The following is a 20324-nucleotide window of genomic DNA, read 5'->3' as shown; positions in this document are numbered from 1 at the left end:
CCACGAAATTTTTAAGAATTTCTGAAGATATTTATCGCCTGTTCTGCTTTGGGATGTAATGGCAGCTCCACAGAAAACAGGATCTGATTATCATTACTTTTGGCAGAAATGGTTCCATTATGCAATTCTACGATTTCTTTTGCAATGGCAAGTCCAAGACCTGCGCCACCGCTTTTTACGTTGCGCGAAACATCCAGACGGAAGAACTGTTCAAAAATCCGGTCCAGTTTTTCGGCCGGTATGGTATTTCCTGCATTTTGTACTGAGAGAAGGATTGTTTTTTCCGTTTCCTTCAAAACAATGTGTATCTGGCTGTCCGGATAACTGTAATTCACTGCATTCCTCAGCAGATTGTCAAATACTCTTTGGATTTTATCGGGGTCGCATAAATAAAAATAATTTCCAGGTGCGTCCAACTTGCAAATCAACCCTTTTTCAAGAAACATGGGATTGAACTCAAAGATTGTCTGTTCCAGCATCCTTGTCAGATTGATTTCTGACAGTTCCAAAGTCAGGTGGGTCAGGTTAAAACGGGTGATTTCAAAAAATTCGTTGATCAAATCTTCAAGTCGTTCTGCTTTTTCTAAGGATACTCCAAGGTATTTTTTCTGCAGTTTAGGGGAGATTTCTTCCTCTTCGTTTAAAAGCGTCAGATATCCGATCACGGAGGTAAGAGGTGTTTTAAGGTCATGTGCAAGATAAACCACCAGATCATTCTTTTTTTGTTCTGCCTCATGTGCAGCGCGCTGGCTTTCTTTCAGAGTCTTTTGAACAGTATCCAGATATTGTGCTACCGGCTCAAGTTCTTCTGAAAAGGAAGATTCATTTTCTTTGCCAAGAAACAAATTTTCAGAGGCAGCAAGAAATTCATCCAGATACCTGCATGCTCTGCGCAGAAAATAGACGCCCAATCCAATAGCTCCTGCAATTGCATAAATTAGCAGAATGGGAGTTATAAAATTCAGGGCAAGGTGAGCAAGGATATAAAATGTTTCATCTCCATACCAGATTTTGCTTCGATAGTACAAAAAGGCACCGATGAACAGAATGATCCCTGCCATAATATAGAGAAGATAACAAAAAATAAAGCGTTTGATCAAAAGAGATTTCAATCTTCCGGATAATTTATTGAGTTCTTGTCTATTCAATTTGATACCCCACTCCCCAGACTGTTTTAATGTATTTTGGCCTTCTTCCGGAATCATTCATTTTTTCCCGGATACGCCCGATATGGGCCATGACCGTATTGTTGTTATTTAAAAATTCTTCTCCCCAGATTTTTTCAAAAATCTCTTCCGAGGAAATTACCCGTCCACGGTTTTGGCACAGATACCAAAGAATAGAAAATTCCCGCGGCGTCAGGGAAAGTTGTTTCCCATTTAATGTACAGTGGTGGGTGTCCTGGTTGATCGAAAGACCGCGGATGTCGATGATATCGTTGGAGGGTTTAGAGGCTGTATGTTCCAAATGATTGTATTTTTCATAGCGCCTGAATTGTGTCTTGATTCTGGCAACCAGCTCCAGTGGATTGAATGGTTTTGTGATATAATCATCTGCTCCGATCGTAAGCCCTGTGATCTTATCGATATCCTCTACTTTTGCAGTGAGCATGATCACAGGATAATAGTGATTTTCCCTTATCTTTTGACAAAGTTTGAATCCGTCTATGTCGGGCAGCATAACATCCAGAATAGCCATGGAAAGTTCCTCTGACTCAATGCAGGCAAGAGCATCTGTGCCATTGTCAAATTTCAATACCCGCCAATTTTCAGCAGTCAAGTATACTTCTATTAAATCTGCAATGGACTGTTCGTCATCTACTACTAAAATCGTCTTTTGCATTATAATGTCCTCTCCTTTACAGAAATAGTATAACCGATAAGGGAAAGAAAAGATAGAAAAATGAGGTTGATTTTTAGATAAAAATGCTTTATCATGTTAAAGTATAGGAATTTGAGGAGGTACGCCATGTATAAAATACGAAGAGCTGAGAAATTGGCAGATAAAATTTATCTTATGGATGTAGAAGCTCCAAGAGTCGCAAGACATTGTGAGCCTGGACAGTTTGTCATTGTAAAGATAGACGAGAAAGGGGAGAGAATTCCTCTGACAATCTGTGATTATGACCGTGAGGCCGGGACAGTAACGATTGTTTTCCAGGCCATCGGCGTATCTACAGAAAAAATGGCATTATTGAAAGAAGGTGACGCATTTAGAGACTTTGTAGGTCCGCTTGGATGCGCATCCGAATTTATTCACGAAGACGTGGAGGAACTGAAAAATAAAAAGTATTTATTTGTTGCCGGAGGAGTCGGAGCAGCGCCGGTGTACCCACAGGTAAAATGGATGCATGAACACGGTATTTCTGTGGATGTTATCGTAGGAGCAAAGACAAAAGATATGCTGATCTTGAAAGATGAGATGGAAAAGGTTTCCGGCAATCTTTACATTGCCACAGACGATGGTACATACGGACAGCATGGTATGGTGACGGATGTGATCAAAAAACTGGTTCAGGAGGAAGGCAAAAAGTATGATGTATGCGTTGCGATCGGACCGATGATCATGATGAAGTTTGTCTGTCTTCTGACAAAAGAGTTAAATATTCCTACGATTGTAAGCATGAATCCGATCATGGTAGATGGAACCGGTATGTGCGGTGCCTGCCGTCTTCATGTAGGAGATGAGATTAAATTTGCATGTGTAGATGGGCCGGAGTTTGACGGGCACCTGATTAATTTTGATGAGGCGATGAAGAGACAGCAGATGTACAAAACCCAGGAGGGAAGAGCTTTATTAAAAATGCAGGAAGGCGACACACATCACGGCGGATGTGGTCATTGCGGAGGTGACGAGTAATGGATGTATTAAAGAAAGTACCGGTAAGAGAGCAGGATCCAGAGGTCCGTGCAGCAAATTTTGAAGAAGTATGCCTTGGTTACAATAAAGAAGAGGCGATGGAAGAAGCACAAAGATGTTTAAACTGTAAAAATGCAAAATGCGTGCAGGGTTGCCCTGTAGCGATCGATATACCAAAATTCATTCAGGAAGTAAAGGAAGGAAAGATCGAGGAAGCATATAAGACGATCGGAAAATCTTCCGCACTTCCGGCTGTGTGCGGACGTGTGTGCCCACAAGAATCCCAGTGCGAGGGAAAATGTATCCGTGGTATCAAAGGCGAACCGGTATCCATCGGAAAACTGGAGCGTTTTGTCGCAGATTATGCACTTGAAAATGATATCAAACCGGAAAAGCCAGAGAAGACAAATGGTCATAAAGTTGCTGTTATCGGTTCCGGTCCGTCCGGACTTACATGCGCAGGGGACCTTGCAAAGCTTGGATATGAAGTTACGGTGTTCGAAGCGCTCCATGAACTTGGAGGAGTGCTTGTGTATGGAATTCCGGAATTCCGTCTTCCAAAACAAAAAGTTGTTGCAAAAGAGATTGATAAGGTAAAAGAGCTTGGTGTAAAATTCGAGGCAAATGTTGTCATCGGAAAATCTACGACGATCGATCAGCTCATAGAAGAGGAAGGTTTTGAGGCAGTATTCATTGGTTCCGGTGCAGGGCTGCCGAAATTTATGGGAATTCCTGGAGAAAATGCAAATGGTGTTTTCTCGGCAAATGAATATCTGACAAGAAGCAACCTGATGAAAGCGTTCGACGATGCCTATGATACTCCGATCGCAGCAGGAAAGAAAGTAGCTGTTGTCGGCGGTGGAAATGTTGCCATGGATGCTGCAAGAACAGCACTTCGTCTTGGAGCAGATGTACATATTGTGTACAGAAGAAGTGAGGCAGAACTTCCGGCCAGAGTGGAAGAAGTACACCATGCAAAAGAAGAAGGTATTGTCTTTGACTTGCTGACAAATCCAAAAGAAATCCTTGTGGATGAGAATGGATGGGTAAAAGGAATGCGTGTTGTAAAGATGGAGCTTGGCGAGCCTGATGCATCAGGAAGAAGACGTCCGGTAGAAATCCCGGATTCTGACTACGTGATTGATGTGGATACAGTCATCATGTCACTTGGAACATCTCCGAACCCTTTGATCTCTTCCACAACAGAAGGACTGGAAACAAACAAATGGAAATGTATTGTGGCTGAGGAATCCAATGGAAAGACAACAAAAGAAGGCGTCTATGCCGGAGGAGATGCTGTGACAGGCGCTGCAACTGTTATTTTGGCAATGGGTGCAGGAAAGGCAGCTGCAAAAGGAATTCATGAATATCTTTCTAATAAATAAAAGATTTTGAAATGAATATTCTGATATATAAAAATTTCATAAATCTATATAATAGTCTGGATTTTTGGACAAAAATAAAATATAATAACTCTATCAATTGAAGAAAGGTATAGGTGAATATAATGAAAAAATATGTATGTGAGCCATGTGGTTATGTTTATGACCCAGAAGTAGGCGATCCGGATAATGGAATTGAACCAGGAACAGCTTTTGAGGATCTTCCGGAAGATTGGGTGTGCCCAATCTGCGGAATGGGAAAAGAAGTATTCGTAGAAGAATAGGAATAAAAGGTGCCGTGCAAAACGTATGGTACCTTTTTTCATGGACACAGTGAAGGAATATAAAAATGATTCAGGAAGTAAAAAAACAGCTTTATGAACTGGCGGACACAGAATACAGGGAATTTAACAAAAAACTGATGCCGGGAACAGAAAATGTACTGGGCGTGCGCTTGCCCGTACTTAGAAAAATAGCCAAAGAACTGGCAAAAGGCGATTACCGTCTTTATTTGTCTGAGGCAGACGAAACTACACATGAGGAGACGATGCTGCAAGGGCTCGTAATCGGATATGCAAAGATGGATATGGAGGAGCGGATGGAATATTTAAAAAATTTCATCCCCAAAATAACGAATTGGGCAGTCTGTGACAGCTGCTGTATGGGATATCATTTTATGGAGAAGGACAGGGAGGCATGGTTCTCTTTCTTAAAGGATTATTGGGGGAGCGGGAAAGAATTTGAGATACGCTTTGCCGTTGTCGCCCTTTTTTCGCACTTTGCAGATCAGGAATATGTACAGAGAATATTTCAAATTTTTAATTCTGTCCAAAATGAAGGGTATTATGTAAGAATGGCTGTAGCGTGGGCGATTTCTGTTTTTTACGTAAAATTTAAAGAGGAAACGGAAGAATTTTTGGAGAATAACCATCTGGATACATTTACCCAGAATAAGGCAGTACAGAAAATCCGGGAGTCTTACCGGGTGAGTAAGGAAGAAAAAGAGCAGATAAAAAAATTCAGGAGAACAGAGGAAAAATGAAAGTCGCAAAGTGGAATAAGATAAACCTGGGGATGATCCTGGTCGCGATTGGTGTTGTGTACGGCGATATTGGAACTTCGCCGATGTATGTGATGAAATCAGTAGTTGGCGGAAACGGTGGGATTGCCGGTGTGGACCAGGAGTTTATTTTGGGTGCATTGTCTTTGGTGATCTGGACCATTACTATTTTGACTACGATCAAGTATGTTGTGATCGCAATGAAAGCGGACAATCACGGCGAGGGAGGCATTTTTTCTTTGTACAGTCTTGTGAAAAAATATGGACGCTATCTTGTTTGGCCTGCAATGATCGGAGGAGCGGCCCTGCTGGCAGACGGGGTTTTGACGCCTGCAGTGACTGTCACCACAGCGGTAGAAGGGCTTAGGAGTATTCCTTCCATGGCAGAAGTTATCGGAACGGATCAGAATAAAATTGTGATTATTTCTCTCTTGATCATCGCTGTGCTGTTTTGGGTACAGCGGGTTGGGACCAATGCTATTGGTAATATATTCGGGCCCATCATGACAATATGGTTTCTGTTTCTTGGTATAGCAGGGGTTTGTCATCTGGCAGAGAATCCATATGTACTGCATGCATTGAACCCTGTGTGGGCTTTGAAAGTACTTGTAAGTCCCGGAAATAAAGAGGGGCTTATGATACTTGGGAGTGTATTTCTTGCAGCTACAGGTGCGGAAGCCTTATATTCGGACATGGGCCATGTCGGAAAAAAGAATATCTATTTTAGCTGGCCCTTTGTAAAAATATGCTTGATCTTAAATTATCTTGGACAGGGAGCATGGCTGATCGCCAATCAGGGAAACCGGAAACTGGCAGGAATTCCGGATATGAATCCTTTTTTCGAGATGCTCCCGGATGGAATCAGACCGTTTGCCGTAGTGCTTGGAGCAGTGGCGGCAGTTATTGCCTCACAGGCGCTGATCACTGGTTCCTTTACTCTTGTGTCTGAGGCCATCCGCCTGGATTTAATGCCTCATATGCAGATTATTTATCCGTCCAAGACAAAAGGACAGCTTTACATTTCTCTGGTAAATGCTGTGCTTTGGGCGGGATGTTCGGTTATTATTTTATATTTCCGCTCCAGCGCCAGGATGGAAGCTGCCTACGGTCTGGCGATCACAGTAACCATGCTGATGACCACCATGCTGCTTACAGTGTATTTGGCAAAAAGAAAGAGAAAGGTTGTGGCTGGTTTCATTGTGGCAGTAGTTTTTGGGGCGTTGGAAATGGTATTTTTTATATCCAGTCTCGGAAAATTCTGGGCCGGAGGATATGTGGCAGTGCTGATTGCGCTGTGTCTCTTTTCCATTATGGCAATCTGGGACAGAGGAACCCGGGTGGAAAAGATGCAGAGCGTAAAATTAAAAATCCAGGATTATATTCCTAAACTTGAAAGTCTAAAAAATGATGAATCCATTCCGAAAAAGTGTGAAAATATGGTTTTTATCACCAAGGTGGGAAACCCAAAATATCTGGACCGGGATGTTCTTTACTCCATTTTGGATAAGGATTCAAAAAGAGCGGATGCATATTGGTTTGTACATATCCATGTGACAGATGAGCCGTATACAACCAAATATCATGTGGAAACATACGGAACGGATTTTGTGTTTCATGTGAGCCTTTATCTTGGATTTAAAATCAACCAGCGGATCAATGTGTGCCTGAGACAGATCGTATCAGAGCTGATTGAAACAGGGGAGCTGCCGCCTCAGAAGAAAAAATATTCGATTTATTCTGAGAATCAAATCGGGACATTTAAATTCTGCCTGATCCGAAAGACATTGATCCCGGAAAGCCAATTGTCACTGTCCGGAAGGACAGCCATTTCACTGAAATATGCAATCCGGCATCTTGCAGGTTCACCTGCAAGATGGTATGGCCTGGAAAATTCCAGCCTTTTGGTAGAATACGTACCTTTGTTTATCCAGGAAAAAGGAATGAAAGCCTTGGAAAGGATTTAAAGTAACACATGTAAAAGGAAAGCAAAGAAGAGAATGAAAATAACAATTATCACAGTAGGAAAAATAAAAGAAAAATATTTAAAAGATGCTATTTCAGAATACAGTAAAAGGCTTAGCCGTTACTGTAAAATGGAAATTGTAGAAGTTGCTGATGAGAAAACTCCGGACAATGCAAGTGAAACTATGGAAAAGCAGATCCGCAAAAAAGAAGGCGAACGGATTGAGAAATACATCAGGGAAGGCGCCTATGTTATAGCACTGGCCATTGATGGGAAAATGCTTTCCTCGGAGGAGCTTTCAGAGAAAATGGACTCTCTTGGAGTACAGGGGATCAGCCATATTATTTTTGTCATTGGAGGTTCCATTGGACTGGATGAAAATATTTTAAAGAGGGCAGACCTTCTTCTTAGCTTTTCCAAAATGACATTCCCCCATCAGCTGATGCGGGTGATTTTACTGGAACAGATATATAGAGGGTATAAAATTTTGTCGAATGAACCGTATCATAAATAAGGGCGGGTTTGGAAGAAAATAGACAGTTGATGTTCCGCTCTCTTACACGGGATTGAAAGTAGACTTCTCAAGCTGGCAAAAGAGGTTTCCCAAACTATGCTGTATTTCGGGCACAGCCAGGTGTTGAATTATTTTATGAAAAAAGGATGTAAAAAAGCTTACAGTCATACATCATAGAGGGAAAAGCTTAATCAGGAAAAGGGGAGAAAATAAAGAATTAAAGAAGTATATAATAATATCTAAGATTTTATTAGTGAGAGGATTGGGTGGAGTATAGTCAAGCAAGTAGACACATTTAGTTAGAAAATGAATCTAATAGTTGACTAAATGAAGAGGCGGTATATTGAGATCCTCGATCAGAATGAATCATGCAAAGTGTATAGAAAGAGAGTGGGAATAGGATGTTCCGCTCTCTTTTCGCATGAATGAGAAATAAAATGACAGTGAAATAGACGAATGATATAATGAAGAAAAATCAGGTCGACAGATTGGAAGTTATGGAGGTAGTTATATGTGGATTATATGCGGAATCTTGAGTGTAATATTTTGTGTTATAGGTTGGATGATGTATGGCATTAAAAAAGAAAAAATATAGCTTATTTGCTCCTGCCTGTTCACTGGCATTCGTATCGTTTTTCTCGGGAAGTTAAACGGAGCGATAACTTCCAGCTTAGTGAACTGGAAATAAAAAATGTAGGAGAGGCAAGCTATTATGGGAATAAGATTGATAATCAAAAGGGAAATAGATTTTACTGAGAATGTAATAGCTAAGAAGTGGTTTATGAAACCATTCATAAAATGGTACTTAAAGAAACAACAAACACAGTTTGTTAATAATTTAAGAAAATTATTGGAACAATAAATTAGAGACTATGGAGGTACATAAGCATGAATTAAATGATTGCATATTGTGGGCTGAATTGTGAGCACTGTGACGCATATCTTGCAACAATCAATGATGACCAGGAATTGAGAAAAAAACTGCGAAACTATGGGCTAAATTAAATAATGCACCTATTCTTCCTGAACATATTAATTGTCAAGGGTATCGTGTTGAAGGAGTTAAAACCGTATTCTGTGATAGTATGTGTGGTATTCGCCAGTGTGCATTGAAAAAGGGTGTTGATACTTGTGGCGACTGTTTGGATCTGGAAAGATGCTCTACAGTTGGAGTTATCCTAGAGAATAACTCGTCTGCTTTGAAGAATTTGAAAGGATAAAACTAAATTTACGGAGGTAAAGATCAATTGAAAATAGTTTAAATAAAAGAACGAAATTCTATATTGATACAAAAGTTATTAGATGTATGGGAGAGTTCTGAAAACAACTCATTTATTTTTATCGGTTTCATGGGTATTGCAGATAAAATGCTTGAAATGTTATAAAGTGCTGGGCTTAGAAGTTGATAAGGAGATAAGATATGAGAATAGTCAGTTTATTTATTGCAATGAGTCTTGATGGCTATATAGCAGATAGCGAAGGTGGTGTCAGTTGGCTGACAGGACAAGGTGATGATAGTGAAAACATTGATTCTTATTCTGAATTTGTAAAGGACATAGATACAATATTAATGGGGAGAAATACTTATCATCAACTTATTACCGAGCTTTCTCCTAATGTGTGGGTATATGACGATTTTATCACTTATGTGATTACGCATGAAAAGGATGTTTCTTCTGAGAAAATTATATTTGTAAATAAAAATCCCGGTGATTTAATAAAAAAGTTAAAAAAACAAAACGGAAAAGGAATTTGGGTTTGTGGTGGAGCTAATATTGTTCAGCAGTTAGTAAACGAGAATTTGATTGATATTTACTATGTTACTATAATTCCAACAATTTTAGGTTCAGGTATTCGACTTTTTGAAAATGGAAAAGATGAAGTGAAATTAAAATTGATTCATACGCAAACTTATAATGGCATGATAGATTTAGTTTATACACGAAGATGATTTATGACATTTTTTGAAACGTGAATAGTTGGAGTATAATAGTATCAATTAAGAGTTCGGAATGTGTTCAAAACTAAAAAGGAGTGATATGAATGCTTAATATATTTAAAAAAGCTTTTTGGGTGCCATATGACGAAAGCGATATTTTCCCTACAATTGTAAATGCACACCAAGCAATTTCCAAGTATTGCGAGGAAAACGGCTACTCGTATTCTTTTAGTAGTGATGACGAAGTTGTAATAAACGATAAACTTTATGAAATATATAGGGGCTATGAAAATGGGAGTCGTGGCAATTATGGAATTAAGTGTACTGAAAAGTAAATTTCCGGTATGAGATATAATGGAGGAAACAATGGCAAAAGAGATTCAACCAAAAGATTCAACAAGAGAAGCAGCCTATGAACTTTGGATGAAAGCCCCAAATCCAATGGTAACTTTTTTTAAAACTTTTGACGTGACAAACCTGATTAAGTTTGGCAATAAAAAGCATATGAAATTCAATATGCTTCTGGATTATTGCATTGGTAAAGCTGCTGTGAGTGTAAAAGAGTTTTATGTACTTCCCGTTGGCAATAAACTTATACAATATGATACGATTGCAGTCAATACGATTGTGAAGAATAAAGATGGAGGAGTCAGTTCCTGTGACATTTTATATGTGGAGGATTTAGATGTATACAATGAGCAGTATTTGAAATATACCAATCAGGTTGCAAAAAGCTGTCAAGATAGAGATTAATCAAATGACAGTATGGTGATCGGGACATCAGCAATTATAGATACAGATATTGACGGCGCTGTAGGAATGAATAGTGGTATCTTTAATAACCCGTTTATTATTTGGGGCAGATACAAAAAGAAATGGTTTCGATATTACCTGACATTATCTTTTCAATTCCATCATACGCAGATGGATGGTGCTCATGCGGGTAGATTTTTGGAAAATTTACAAAAAGAAATTAAAAGTTTGAAATAAAATTTTGGTTTACAGCGCAAGAGATCGATTGGAACTTGTGAAGAAGGCATATATTGTGAATGTAGGATTTTGGCTCTGTGGAGTTCTGGTTATTCCTTTTGCAATTACAGAAGTGTTATTTGCGATATATAAAGGAAAAGCGGCTAAATTTGTTTCGGGATTTAATTCGTTGTCTAAAGAAGAACAAGAATTGTATGATAAAGCTTATATTTCTCGAGATGTGAGAAATCAGTGTTTCACATGGGCTGCCATAATGTTAATTGGAGCAGTATCGTCTTATTTTTTAACATCATATCGGAAATAACAATTCCAGTAGCTGGGAACCTGGCTGGAATGTGAAATTTAAAAAGTCAGGAAAGAAAAAGATATGGTCCAGACGTTATTGCCCGAATATACACCGGAAGTAAGAAATATTTATTTGCAAACACAGACCGGAAATGGACAGAAGTGGCTCATGATCGAGGTGGATGACCAGGACGAAGTATATAATGACATACTCCGGCTGATCGATATTCGTAAAGGATAAAAGGTTATAAATATGACAGGGGATTGGCGGGATGGTATAATAGATAAAAATGGTATGGCAACTTGGGATTGCCGGAGGGGGATTAGACAATGAAATACAGAAGAAGTATTCGTGGGATTATATTGACAGCATTGTTGATTTGTACTGCATTTATAGTTTATTCTATTGTTACAGATCCGATTGGTGAACATAACATCATGTTTATGCTCGCTGTATTAGGAGGATTTATCGCATTAGGAGAGGATAAGAAAAAGGAAAAACACCAGGGCAGGTAATGTGCTGGTGTTTTCGGAGTGTTAGGAGATTATATGTGCACAGAGTTTGTAGAGGAAGGGGTGAATTTTCTATGGAAAAAGAGACTATGAAAAATTCTAAATTAGGATGGTATCTGTTATGTTTGGCGATAGGTGCTATTTTAGGTATTGTGGTTTTTAATAAGATAGGCTGGATATTCTAACTCCTATAGGTGGTCTTTACATTATGAATACAAGACATCCTGTTTTATCAAAAACGTGATTCAGGCACCTAATATTATTGTTGGAGATTATACATATTATGATGACAATAATGATCCGACAAGTTTTGAGGAACATAATGTTCGATTTAATTACCCGGCATTTGGTGACAGGCTGATTATTGGGAAGTTTTGTGCAATCGCCTCTGGCACAACATTTGATTTGACGATGAGCTGATTGAAGTTTTACTGGAATTGAAATGATGGAATTTTGAACCGGAAAAACTGGTGGATTTCCTGCCTTTGTTGTGAAATCCTGATTTGGAAAAGGTACGGAAAGTGTTAAAACAGGAACTTCAGAAAATAGGTGAAGGAACGGGAATGGATAATCTGAAGTTACAGGAGTGAGATATTTGAAAAAAGGATTTATGAAAATATGGATTTTATGTTTGATTACCGTAGTTCTGGCAGTTTGTGTAAGTTGTGCGAAACAAAAGGAAACAAAGGAATTAAGTAAAATTGAGTCATCTAAGGTGGAAGAAATCCGACGTACAGGAAGTTCAGGCGGGAAAGAAGGGGAATCGGAATACTTTTTAACGGATAGTGAAAAGGATGATTTTCTTGAATTGCTGAATAAAGTTGAACTTGGAGATCAAGTAGACAAAAATAAAGGATTATCTTCTGGAGCAGCCACTTATTATTCATTGCAATTTTCAGACGGAGAATCCTTGGAGATAAGTCCTGGTCTTTATTTTAAGATTGATGACCAATATTATAATTTTGAAAATTATGATGCATTATGGAATGAATTTATTAAATTTAACAGCATAAAAAGATGACAGTTGATGTTGTAGCAATAGAGGGATTTATGGAGACTGGAATAATGAATTTTAAAATAGCAGTTTTACAAAAGCAATCTGTGCCAAGGCAAGAAGAAAAGAATATAGATACCATCATTGCCAATATGGAGTATGCTGCCAAAAACAATGCTGATATATTGTTGCTGCCGGAATGTTTTATCACAGGGTATGAGCTGCCAATTGGCAATGAGGATGCAGTTACTGACAACAGTGATTATATTCGTGATCTGTGCCTGGCTGCTCAAAAGTTTCAGATAGGTGTAGTTGCCACTGCATTTACGAGAGGTGATATAAAACCTCAAAACTCAGCCTTTGTGATCAACAAGGACGGAAAGATTTTAATGAAATATTCGAAAGTACATAGAAAGTGCAAGGATTTTAATGCTAAAAGGAGCGGAGATTGTCCTTGTGCCAAATGATTGCGGTTCCATGAAACCCAGAGTTCAGGCACTTTCTACACGTGCTTATGAAAATATGATGGGGATTGTGATGGCAAATCCAAATGGGAAAGACCGCGGTAATTCGTGCACTTTTAGCCCGATTTGCTGGGACAGAGATGGAGTATGTATTGAGAATACAATTTTTTTGGCAGATGAAATGACAGAGAGACTGTATTATGCGGACTTTGATATGGAACAAATTCGTTCTTATCGCGAACGTGAAATGATGGGAAATACATTTCGAAAAGTGAAGGCCTATAAAGATTTATTATCGAATGATATTGCTTATCCGTTTCTTCGTCCGGGGCAGTAAAGCTTGATCTATATTTTTTTGTTTTGACTATATTTTAGAAAGGAATAAGCGAAATGATGTATCTGGATTATTTTACTTTCCCAGGCAGCGAGATGGAAGTTGATTTTTTTATGGATCAAAAAAGGACATGCTATGATTCCTATTATCCGTTTCAGATTCTATCGAGGCATAAATTTCGACGGATTGATTTTGAGCCTGTGACGATTTTATATGGCGGGAATGGGTCTGGAAAGACAACGGCACTGAATGTGATCGCGGAGAAACTGCATATTTTGCGCGACAGTGCGTTTAATAAATCCAATTTTTTTGAAGACTATTTAAAGATGTGTGATTATGAGGGAAGAGAAGTGATTCCGAAAAACAGCCGTGTGATAACCAGTGACGATGTTTTTGATTATATGTTGAATATCCGGGATATAAATGAAGGAATAGACCGGAAGAAGGATTCCCTTCTTGAGGAATATCTTGACGTAAAATACGCTAAATTCCAGATGCGTTCTTTGGAAGATTACGAAATGTTGAAAAAGGTTACAAAAGCAAGAAGAATGACACAATCCAGATTTGTGCGGTCAGAGCTGATGGGCAATATTCGTGAATACTCAAACGGCGAAAGTGCGTTTTTGTATTTCTCGGAGAAAATTACAGAAAATGGATTATTTTTGCTGGACGAGCCGGAGAACAGTCTTTCGCCTGCCAGACAAAAGGAGCTGGTACAATTTATAGAAAATTCGGCGCGTTTTTTTGGATGTCAATTTATCATCTCGACACATTCACCGTTTGTTCTGTCCATGAGAGGGGCTAAGATTTATGATCTGGATGAAGATCCGGTGGATGTGAAGAAATGGACAGAACTGGAAAATGTCAGGGAGTATTATCAGTTTTTTAAAGAACATGATGAGGAGTTTAGATAGAGCTTACAGATGGATGGAGCAAAGCAGCATGAAAATAAAAGAGGTCAAAGATAATAAAAAACAGTATCTTTCATTGTTGTTGCTTGCAGATGAGCAAGAAGATATGATTGATCGCTATATAGACAGAGGGGTAATGTATATATTGGAAGATGCCGGAATAAAAGGGGAATGTATCGTTACAGATGAAGGGAATGGAATCCTTGAAATCAAGAATATTGCTGTTGGACCAGCTTATCAGGGAAAAGGATATGGGAAAGCATTGATTGACTTTATAGCGATGAGATACAGGGGACGATATTCTGTTTTACAGGTTGGAACAGGGGACAGTCCGTTGACGATCCCTTTTTACGAAAAATGTGGTTTTACCCGTTCACACAGCATTAAAAATTTTTTCACTGAAAATTATGATCATCCCATATATGAATGTGGTGTTCAGCTGATAGACATGGTTTATTTGCAGAGGAATCTGGTGTGAAATTGTAAAAGCAATGATAGTGAAGAAGTAGTTTGTAGAGACATATCAGTGATTGTATGAGGAGGGGAATATGAGAGCAATACAATAAGGGGAAATTTAGATGCTTATTATGCCTTAAATGAAAAATCGGATGAAATTGTTTCATGTGGTGCTGCGCTGTTTTTGCAGGAATGCGGATATCAGGCATATGCAAATACAACCAAAGTAGTAAAGGCAGATGAAGATTGGTGCACAAGACTTGCGCATAAAACAGTTGCTACCCGTGCAGGTCTTGGGTGGATTGGGAAAAACTGTCTGCTTGTAACAGAGAAATATGGCTGTGCAGTCCGCCTGTCCAGTCTTCTTACCAATGCGTTGTTGCCTGCAGACCTTGCGATAAATGAAAGTCGATTTTGCTGTATGCCTTTATACACAAAAATATCTAAGAACAGAACATAGAACATACGATTGAGAAATTGTTACATGCATGATATAGTTATAGTTGCAAGAATATCAGCTGTCAAAAGCGAAAAAAAGTGAAGGGAATAGTAAATTTATGAAAGTTGCAGTTACTTATGAAAACGGAAATGTATTTCAGCATTTTGGACACACAGAACAATTTAAGTTATATGATATCAAAGACGGAAAAGTAGCGGGGATGGAAGTGTTAAGTGCCCAAGGAAGCGGTCACGGAGCTCTTGCTGTATTTTTGAAAGATATGGGAGTGGATGCTTTGATTTGTGGAGGAATCGGAGCAGGGGCAAAGAATGCTCTGGCAGACGCAAAAATCGAGCTGTATCCGGGTGTATCTGGAAGTGCAGATGATGCAGTCAGCTCTTTTCTTGAAGGAAATCTGGTGTATCACTCAGAGATTCAGTGTGAGCATCACAGCGAAGGGCATCATTGTGGCGAGGATAAACACGGATGTTCAGGAAACGGCGGCAGCTGCCGATAGACAGCAAGTATTAGATGGGAGTTGAAGAAAAATTGAAACAGAGTAAGAAGAAAATCTGGATTGGAGTAGCGTTTCTCGCAGTTTTTGCGGCTATTCTTGTGGCTGTGTATATGATTGCAGGACCGAAAGCTAAAGAGGGAACAAAGCAGTGCACTTTGGAAGTGGAAAATGACCAAAATAAGGTGAAATCCTATAAAATTTCCACAGACGCAAAATATTTAAGGGAAGTCATGGATGAATTGGTGGAAGAGGGAGATTTCTCTTATGAAGGAACAGAAGGAGAATATGGTCTGTATATTGAAAGTGTCAATGGGCTGAAGGCGGATTATGAGACGGACGGCGCTTACTGGTCTATCTATGTAAACGGAGAGTATGGACAGAACAGTGCAGACAACCAGCCGGTTGCGGACGGCGATACCTATCGGTTTTCTTATGAGACGGACAGTGAGTAGAAGATGGGAAAGAAAAAAGAAGATAGCCGCATTGGGTGGAAAGTTTCGGATATTGTGACCATTGGTGTATTGACAGCTACCTTGGAGGCAGCAAAGATTGGTCTGGCCTTTCTTCCAAATGTGGAACTTGTTACGCTTTTACTTGTTGTATATACAACGGTATTCGGGAAAAAAGCTCTGGCAGCATCCTTTGCTTTTGTAGGTGTAGAATGCATGGTCTGGGGAATGGGCCTTTGGGTGATCAATTATCTCTACATTTGGCCGTTTTTGGTTTTACTCGCGCTGGTGGTCTGCAAAAGCGGTTGTCGTTCCGTGTGGGGATATTCCATACTTTGTGGTGCGTATGGTCTGGGTTTTGGCGCATTGTGTGCCATCCCGTATTTCTTTATAGGAGGGCCATCCATGATGTTGACGTGGTGGATCGCAGGTATCCCTTATGATTTGATTCATGGAATCAGTAATTTTATTTTATGTCTCATCCTTTACCGGCCATTTCGGTATGCAGTGGAAAAATGCAGAATTGTTGTCATAAAGGAATAAAGAAAAGTACCGTTTATCTTGTGTGCGAGATGTGCGGTATTTTTTATGCTATTAGGAGAGATAAGACAATAAAATCTTCCGGGTGGAATAAATTGTCTCTTATGGGAAATCTTATAGAAAAAAGGAAACAGGAGACATCAGATGGAATCTATATGGAGGAAAACATGCACAATAGAGGAAAGAGAAACTCTGAATAGAGAGATACAGACAGAGGTGGCTGTCATCGGTGCAGGCATGGCAGGGCTCCTGACCGCATATCAGCTGAAAAAAGCCAGCGTCCATGCAGTTGTATTGGAGGCAAAAAGAATAGGAAACGGGCAGACAAAAAATACGACCGCAAAGATCACATCGCAGCACGGTCTGTTTTGTGATGCATTTATCCGAAAAAAGGGACAAAAAACTGCAGGACAGTATGTGCAGGCAAACCAAAAAGCGATCGAAGAGTATGAACAGATCATACAGGAAAACAACATTGAATGTGACTTTGAGAGGACAAGTTCTTATGTCTATTCAAAAAATGAGAAAAAATTAAGGAATGAGGCCAAGGCAGCGGCTAAACTTGGGATTGCAGCATCTTATGTCCGGCATATAGAAATACCGGTTCCTTGTGCAGGGGCGGTCAGATTCGAGGGACAGGCCCAGTTCCATCCGTTGAAATTTATGAAAGCAATTGCAGAACAGTTGGAGATCTACGAGAATACTCCGGTAAGAAAGGTAGAGGGGAATCTTATCCAAACTGCACAGGGAATTGTGAAGGCAGATAAAATTGTTTTTGCAACACACTATCCGTTTGTTAATTTCCCGGGGCTTTATTTTACGAGAATGCACCAGGAACGCTCATATGTGCTGGCGTTGGAAGATGCAGGGGTGATCAATGGCATGTATATCGGCGACGGAGAGGAGTCGTATTCATTTCGAAGGTATGGGAAGTATCTCCTTTTTGGTGGACAAGGACACAGGACAGGAGAAAATACAGGTGGAAAAAGGTATGAGATGTTACGCCAAAAAGCAAAACAATTTTTCCCGGATGCCAAGGAGGTAGCCCATTGGTCTGCTCAGGACTGTATTACATCTGACCAGGTTCCATTCGTGGGAAAATATGCAAAAACAAGGCCGGGTTGGTTTGTCGCGACCGGATTTCAAAAATGGGGTATGACCTCATCCATGGTGGCATCCAAGATCCTATGCGATATGATCTGTGGTGTGGAAAATCCATATGCCAAGACATTTTCTTCCAGAAGGTTTTCCACAGAGGAGGTACCGCAGATATTAAAGGATGGAGCAAAAGCGGTGAATGGATTGTCAAAACGATTTTTTCAGGTACCGGAAAAAGCAAGAGAGGAATTGGAGACTGGGCATGGGGGTATTGTAAAGACAAAAACCGGGAAGGCAGGAGTTTACAAAATGGAAGGAGAAAGAGACTGTAAGGTACAATCAGCATGTTGCCATCTTGGGTGCCAGGTGGCCTGGAATCCGGATGAAAAGACGTGGGAATGTCCTTGCCATGGCTCCCGTTTTGACTGCCATGGAAATCTTCTGGATGGTCCGGCACAGGAGGGGATTCAATATGAATAAGTTTTTTTATGGATGGTATTTTCGATGTCAGTCGGGAACGGAGACGGTGGCCGTGATTCCTGCCGTGCATATCTCAAATCAAAAAAGGTCTTGTTCTGTTCAGGTAATTACGGAAAAAGGAACGTGGAATGTAGAATTCCCCATTCATCAGTTTCGGATCAACAGAAAGAAACTGATCATGAAAATTGGAGAAAATGTTTTTTCAAAAAAAGGTATGTATCTGAATCTGAAAGATGGAGATACAAGAATTCGCGGCGTCTTTCAATTTCATGGTTTTGTAAAGCCAAAGTACGACATTATGGGTCCGTTTCGGCATATTCCAATGATGGAGTGCAGACATGCGGTTTACAGCTTGCAGCATCTGGTCAACGGACATCTTTGGATTGGTTCAAAAAAGTTGGACATGGAGAATGCAAAAGGATACATGGAAGGCGATAGCGGCGTTTCGTTTCCGGACAAATATGTCTGGACGCAAAGTTTCTTTGAGGAGGGATGTATTGTTCTTGCAGCAGCGACCGTACCCATTGGAGGACTTTCGTTTACAGGAACAATTGGAATTGTTCATTGGAAGGGACGGGAGTATCGGTTTGCAACCTATCTTGGTGCAGCAGTTACAAAAATGGAAAAAGGAGAGCTTTTCGTCCGCCAGAGAGGATATGAGCTGAAAGTGAAACTTCTAGATGACAAAGCCTATGCTTTGCGTGCGCCCGATGAAGGGAATATGACACGAAGGATTCTTGAAAATGTTTGCTGTTATGCCAGTTATTCTATGACGTATAAAGGAAAACTTGTGTTTGAGAAGAAAACAAAAAAAGCCGCGTTTGAGTATGAAATGAAGAAAAGATAAAAATTCATTGTTCTGTCCATGAAATAAGGATATAATAGTGACATTGCACAGGACAGCTGTCACGATAAAAGAAAGATATCGGATTGACAGCTGTGCCTACTCAAAAGAAAAGGAGAATAGGAAGATGAATATTACATACCGTACAGCAAGGGAAGAAGACGCGGAAGCAATCGTTGCATTTTATAATGAAGTGGGAGGAGAAACAAGCTACTTAAGTTTTGAAAAGGATGAATATCCGATGAATGAGGAGGAACAAAGAGAGGAAATCCGTTCCCTGAAAGATAACCAAACCAATATTATGCTGATGGCAATGGACGGGGAGAAAATTGCAGGAATTGCCACCATTCATTCCAGCCACAAAATCAAATCCAGGCACGAGGGAGAACTTGGCATTGTCGTTGCAAAAGCATATCAGGGACAGGGGATTGGAACAGAATTGATCGACCGGCTGATCACATGGGCAAAAGGGAACAAGGTGACGACAAGGATCCGTCTGGACACAAGAGCAGACAATATAAAGGCAGTTTCCCTGTACTTAAAGTTTGGATTCATCATTGAAGGATGCTGTAAAAACTCTACCTTGCTCAATGGAACGTACTATGATTTGTACATTATGGGAATGATGATATGAGGTCAAGAGCAAGACACAAAAAAACGGCGATAGCCGGATTTTTTGTCTTAGTGATTTTTGTTTTGACTGGACTGCTTTTTCTTTATTATGGTATGAAAGAAATCATTGAGTACAACAAAAAAGCAGAAATTTATAAGACGGTGGAAGGACGTCTTTTGGATTATACATTGCAACCGGCCAGAGAGTCTAAGGTTGCAGGGAGAAACCAGGGGCTGTCCAACTATCAGTTGATTTATGATTACTGGGTAAACGGACAAGAGTATCAGGTCAGGATTTACGATAGCACACGTGAAGTCCCGGAAATCGGCAGCAGGTCAGAGATTTATTATAATCCACAAAACCCACAGGATGCAGCCATTCTTTGGGCAGACAATGGTAAGATCAAGATACTTGTCGGAAGTATACTAGCCGCAGCTCCCCTGTTGGCAGGAGGTGTGATCCTGTTTGTACGGAAAAGAAAGAAAAAATACACCGTAGATGTTGTGGGGTTGATGTTTGGTATCACATGTTTTGCATTTGGATATGTTTATCTATCTTCTTTTCAACTTCCGCATGTGGCGTTTCCATTTTTCCTGCTTATAGGTTTGAGCTTGTGTGTAAAAAGTGTTTTCTTTTCAGGAAAGAAGAGAAAAAGAAGAAAAAAACGGTGTTAGAAGGAA

The 20324-nt window shown here is 39.9% G+C and carries 27 protein-coding genes and 3 pseudogenes; 28 read left to right on the top strand and 2 right to left on the bottom strand.

Annotated features, from left to right (window positions below; genetic code table 11):
• Positions 1-11: 11 nt before the first annotated feature.
• Together B5F18_RS01755 and vanR are read right to left on the bottom strand one after the other, a co-directional pair.
• The gene (locus tag B5F18_RS01755; RefSeq protein ID WP_334293329.1) at positions 12-1148 is read right to left on the bottom strand and encodes a sensor histidine kinase; all 1137 of its coding nucleotides are present in this window, start codon (positions 1146-1148) and stop codon (positions 12-14) included.
• Positions 1141-1842 (bottom strand): VanR-ABDEGLN family response regulator transcription factor, encoded by a 702-nt coding sequence (gene vanR / locus B5F18_RS01750; protein ID WP_087155938.1) that lies wholly within the window; start codon positions 1840-1842, stop codon positions 1141-1143. The genes B5F18_RS01755 and vanR overlap by 8 nt, the downstream gene beginning before the upstream one ends.
• Before the next feature lie 126 nt (positions 1843-1968).
• On the opposite strand from vanR, the gene B5F18_RS01745 reads away from it, so the two are divergent.
• From B5F18_RS01745 to B5F18_RS01620, 28 genes and pseudogenes are all read left to right on the top strand, one after another.
• Complete coding sequence (locus B5F18_RS01745) at positions 1969-2859, top strand: sulfide/dihydroorotate dehydrogenase-like FAD/NAD-binding protein (RefSeq protein WP_087155937.1); 891 nt, start codon at positions 1969-1971, stop codon at positions 2857-2859.
• Entirely contained in the window at positions 2859-4244 is a 1386-nt protein-coding gene (gene gltA / locus B5F18_RS01740) for an NADPH-dependent glutamate synthase (RefSeq protein ID WP_087155936.1), read from the top strand. Before B5F18_RS01745 ends, gltA begins: the two co-directional genes overlap by 1 nt.
• Before the next feature lie 122 nt (positions 4245-4366).
• Entirely contained in the window at positions 4367-4525 is a 159-nt protein-coding gene (rd, locus tag B5F18_RS01735) for a rubredoxin (RefSeq protein ID WP_087155935.1), read from the top strand.
• Between the two features lie 65 nt (positions 4526-4590).
• Entirely contained in the window at positions 4591-5283 is a 693-nt protein-coding gene (locus tag B5F18_RS01730; RefSeq protein ID WP_087155934.1) for a DNA alkylation repair protein, read from the top strand.
• Complete coding sequence (locus tag B5F18_RS01725) at positions 5280-7265, top strand: KUP/HAK/KT family potassium transporter (RefSeq protein ID WP_087155933.1); 1986 nt, start codon at positions 5280-5282, stop codon at positions 7263-7265. Before B5F18_RS01730 ends, B5F18_RS01725 begins: the two co-directional genes overlap by 4 nt.
• 33 nt (positions 7266-7298) lie before the next feature.
• Complete coding sequence (rlmH, locus tag B5F18_RS01720; protein ID WP_087155932.1) at positions 7299-7778, top strand: 23S rRNA (pseudouridine(1915)-N(3))-methyltransferase RlmH; 480 nt, start codon at positions 7299-7301, stop codon at positions 7776-7778.
• A gap of 712 nt (positions 7779-8490) precedes the next feature.
• Entirely contained in the window at positions 8491-8640 is a 150-nt protein-coding gene (locus B5F18_RS12375; protein WP_330394079.1) for a hypothetical protein, read from the top strand.
• A 35-nt stretch (positions 8641-8675) separates the two neighbouring features.
• A pseudogene (locus B5F18_RS01715) lies at positions 8676-8998 on the top strand (DUF3795 domain-containing protein).
• A 200-nt stretch (positions 8999-9198) separates the two neighbouring features.
• Positions 9199-9729 carry a dihydrofolate reductase family protein gene (locus B5F18_RS01710; protein WP_087155931.1) on the top strand — a complete coding sequence of 177 codons (531 nt, stop codon included), beginning with the start codon at positions 9199-9201 and terminating at the stop codon, positions 9727-9729.
• Between the two features lie 92 nt (positions 9730-9821).
• Positions 9822-10052 carry a DUF4318 domain-containing protein gene (locus tag B5F18_RS01705; protein WP_242955778.1) on the top strand — a complete coding sequence of 77 codons (231 nt, stop codon included), beginning with the start codon at positions 9822-9824 and terminating at the stop codon, positions 10050-10052.
• Between the two features lie 31 nt (positions 10053-10083).
• Positions 10084-10470 carry a hypothetical protein gene (locus tag B5F18_RS12865; protein ID WP_330394078.1) on the top strand — a complete coding sequence of 129 codons (387 nt, stop codon included), beginning with the start codon at positions 10084-10086 and terminating at the stop codon, positions 10468-10470.
• Between the two features lie 12 nt (positions 10471-10482).
• Positions 10483-10707, top strand: a complete 225-nt coding sequence (locus B5F18_RS12945) for a CatA-like O-acetyltransferase (RefSeq protein WP_334293328.1) — start codon at positions 10483-10485, stop codon at positions 10705-10707.
• Positions 10708-10762: 55 nt separating this feature from the next.
• Positions 10763-11011 carry a DUF3784 domain-containing protein gene (locus tag B5F18_RS01695; RefSeq protein ID WP_087156080.1) on the top strand — a complete coding sequence of 83 codons (249 nt, stop codon included), beginning with the start codon at positions 10763-10765 and terminating at the stop codon, positions 11009-11011.
• 63 nt (positions 11012-11074) lie between these two features.
• Entirely contained in the window at positions 11075-11233 is a 159-nt protein-coding gene (locus B5F18_RS01690) for a DUF3788 family protein (RefSeq protein WP_087155930.1), read from the top strand.
• An 89-nt stretch (positions 11234-11322) separates the two neighbouring features.
• Positions 11323-11508 carry a hypothetical protein gene (locus tag B5F18_RS01685; RefSeq protein WP_087155929.1) on the top strand — a complete coding sequence of 62 codons (186 nt, stop codon included), beginning with the start codon at positions 11323-11325 and terminating at the stop codon, positions 11506-11508.
• A gap of 228 nt (positions 11509-11736) precedes the next feature.
• Positions 11737-11907 (top strand): annotated as a pseudogene (locus B5F18_RS13025) (acetyltransferase); the annotation flags it as partial.
• A gap of 193 nt (positions 11908-12100) precedes the next feature.
• Positions 12101-12526: a hypothetical protein gene (locus B5F18_RS01675; RefSeq protein WP_242955777.1), complete on the top strand. Its 426-nt coding sequence runs from the start codon at positions 12101-12103 to the stop codon at positions 12524-12526.
• Positions 12523-13300: pseudogene (locus tag B5F18_RS12860) on the top strand (carbon-nitrogen hydrolase family protein). The gene B5F18_RS01675 and the pseudogene B5F18_RS12860 overlap by 4 nt, the downstream one beginning before the upstream one ends.
• A gap of 53 nt (positions 13301-13353) precedes the next feature.
• Positions 13354-14211, top strand: a complete 858-nt coding sequence (locus B5F18_RS01665; protein ID WP_087155928.1) for an AAA family ATPase — start codon at positions 13354-13356, stop codon at positions 14209-14211.
• Between the two features lie 28 nt (positions 14212-14239).
• Positions 14240-14686, top strand: a complete 447-nt coding sequence (locus B5F18_RS01660) for a GNAT family N-acetyltransferase (RefSeq protein WP_087156078.1) — start codon at positions 14240-14242, stop codon at positions 14684-14686.
• Between the two features lie 162 nt (positions 14687-14848).
• Positions 14849-15124, top strand: coding sequence for a hypothetical protein (locus B5F18_RS12555; RefSeq protein WP_087155927.1), 276 nt, complete (start codon positions 14849-14851; stop codon positions 15122-15124).
• Between the two features lie 97 nt (positions 15125-15221).
• Positions 15222-15620: a NifB/NifX family molybdenum-iron cluster-binding protein gene (locus tag B5F18_RS01650; protein ID WP_087155926.1), complete on the top strand. Its 399-nt coding sequence runs from the start codon at positions 15222-15224 to the stop codon at positions 15618-15620.
• A 14-nt stretch (positions 15621-15634) separates the two neighbouring features.
• The gene (locus B5F18_RS01645) at positions 15635-16072 is read left to right on the top strand and encodes a DUF4430 domain-containing protein (protein WP_087155925.1); all 438 of its coding nucleotides are present in this window, start codon (positions 15635-15637) and stop codon (positions 16070-16072) included.
• 3 nt (positions 16073-16075) lie between these two features.
• On the top strand, positions 16076-16612 hold the full coding sequence (locus B5F18_RS01640) for a hypothetical protein (protein ID WP_087155924.1): 537 nt from the start codon (positions 16076-16078) through the stop codon (positions 16610-16612).
• 141 nt (positions 16613-16753) lie between these two features.
• Positions 16754-18187, top strand: a complete 1434-nt coding sequence (locus B5F18_RS01635) for an FAD-dependent oxidoreductase (RefSeq protein ID WP_087155923.1) — start codon at positions 16754-16756, stop codon at positions 18185-18187.
• Complete coding sequence (locus B5F18_RS01630; protein WP_087155922.1) at positions 18180-19034, top strand: hypothetical protein; 855 nt, start codon at positions 18180-18182, stop codon at positions 19032-19034. The genes B5F18_RS01635 and B5F18_RS01630 overlap by 8 nt, the downstream gene beginning before the upstream one ends.
• Positions 19035-19158: 124 nt before the next feature.
• On the top strand, positions 19159-19665 hold the full coding sequence (locus B5F18_RS01625) for a GNAT family N-acetyltransferase (protein WP_087155921.1): 507 nt from the start codon (positions 19159-19161) through the stop codon (positions 19663-19665).
• Positions 19662-20318 (top strand): DUF3592 domain-containing protein, encoded by a 657-nt coding sequence (locus B5F18_RS01620; protein WP_087155920.1) that lies wholly within the window; start codon positions 19662-19664, stop codon positions 20316-20318. Before B5F18_RS01625 ends, B5F18_RS01620 begins: the two co-directional genes overlap by 4 nt.
• Positions 20319-20324: the final 6 nt, after the last annotated feature.

It is taken from the genome of Lachnoclostridium sp. An181 (genome assembly GCF_002160325.1).
Classification (GTDB): domain Bacteria; phylum Bacillota; class Clostridia; order Lachnospirales; family Lachnospiraceae; genus An181.
Note: the sequence above shows the minus strand (reverse complement) of the source record. Positions and strands in the feature narration are given on the sequence as shown.

Bases quoted from the DNA above. Each gene is read 5' to 3' on its own strand.
- vanR (WP_087155938.1), bottom strand. From the start codon at position 1,842: ATGCAAAAGACGATTTTAGTAGTAGATGACGAACAGTCCATTGCAGAT.
- B5F18_RS01745 (WP_087155937.1), top strand. From the start codon at position 1,969: ATGTATAAAATACGAAGAGCTGAGAAATTGGCAGATAAAATTTATCTT.
- gltA (WP_087155936.1), top strand. From the start codon at position 2,859: ATGGATGTATTAAAGAAAGTACCGGTAAGAGAGCAGGATCCAGAGGTC.
- rd (WP_087155935.1), top strand. From the start codon at position 4,367: ATGAAAAAATATGTATGTGAGCCATGTGGTTATGTTTATGACCCAGAA.
- B5F18_RS01730 (WP_087155934.1), top strand. From the start codon at position 4,591: ATGATTCAGGAAGTAAAAAAACAGCTTTATGAACTGGCGGACACAGAA.
- B5F18_RS01725 (WP_087155933.1), top strand. From the start codon at position 5,280: ATGAAAGTCGCAAAGTGGAATAAGATAAACCTGGGGATGATCCTGGTC.
- rlmH (WP_087155932.1), top strand. From the start codon at position 7,299: ATGAAAATAACAATTATCACAGTAGGAAAAATAAAAGAAAAATATTTA.
- B5F18_RS12375 (WP_330394079.1), top strand. From the start codon at position 8,491: ATGGGAATAAGATTGATAATCAAAAGGGAAATAGATTTTACTGAGAAT.
- B5F18_RS01710 (WP_087155931.1), top strand. From the start codon at position 9,199: ATGAGAATAGTCAGTTTATTTATTGCAATGAGTCTTGATGGCTATATA.
- B5F18_RS01705 (WP_242955778.1), top strand. From the start codon at position 9,822: ATGCTTAATATATTTAAAAAAGCTTTTTGGGTGCCATATGACGAAAGC.
- B5F18_RS12865 (WP_330394078.1), top strand. From the start codon at position 10,084: ATGGCAAAAGAGATTCAACCAAAAGATTCAACAAGAGAAGCAGCCTAT.
- B5F18_RS12945 (WP_334293328.1), top strand. From the start codon at position 10,483: ATGGTGATCGGGACATCAGCAATTATAGATACAGATATTGACGGCGCT.
- B5F18_RS01690 (WP_087155930.1), top strand. From the start codon at position 11,075: ATGGTCCAGACGTTATTGCCCGAATATACACCGGAAGTAAGAAATATT.
- B5F18_RS01685 (WP_087155929.1), top strand. From the start codon at position 11,323: ATGAAATACAGAAGAAGTATTCGTGGGATTATATTGACAGCATTGTTG.
- B5F18_RS01665 (WP_087155928.1), top strand. From the start codon at position 13,354: ATGATGTATCTGGATTATTTTACTTTCCCAGGCAGCGAGATGGAAGTT.
- B5F18_RS01660 (WP_087156078.1), top strand. From the start codon at position 14,240: ATGAAAATAAAAGAGGTCAAAGATAATAAAAAACAGTATCTTTCATTG.
- B5F18_RS01650 (WP_087155926.1), top strand. From the start codon at position 15,222: ATGAAAGTTGCAGTTACTTATGAAAACGGAAATGTATTTCAGCATTTT.
- B5F18_RS01645 (WP_087155925.1), top strand. From the start codon at position 15,635: ATGGGAGTTGAAGAAAAATTGAAACAGAGTAAGAAGAAAATCTGGATT.
- B5F18_RS01640 (WP_087155924.1), top strand. From the start codon at position 16,076: ATGGGAAAGAAAAAAGAAGATAGCCGCATTGGGTGGAAAGTTTCGGAT.
- B5F18_RS01635 (WP_087155923.1), top strand. From the start codon at position 16,754: ATGGAATCTATATGGAGGAAAACATGCACAATAGAGGAAAGAGAAACT.
- B5F18_RS01630 (WP_087155922.1), top strand. From the start codon at position 18,180: ATGAATAAGTTTTTTTATGGATGGTATTTTCGATGTCAGTCGGGAACG.
- B5F18_RS01625 (WP_087155921.1), top strand. From the start codon at position 19,159: ATGAATATTACATACCGTACAGCAAGGGAAGAAGACGCGGAAGCAATC.
- B5F18_RS01620 (WP_087155920.1), top strand. From the start codon at position 19,662: ATGAGGTCAAGAGCAAGACACAAAAAAACGGCGATAGCCGGATTTTTT.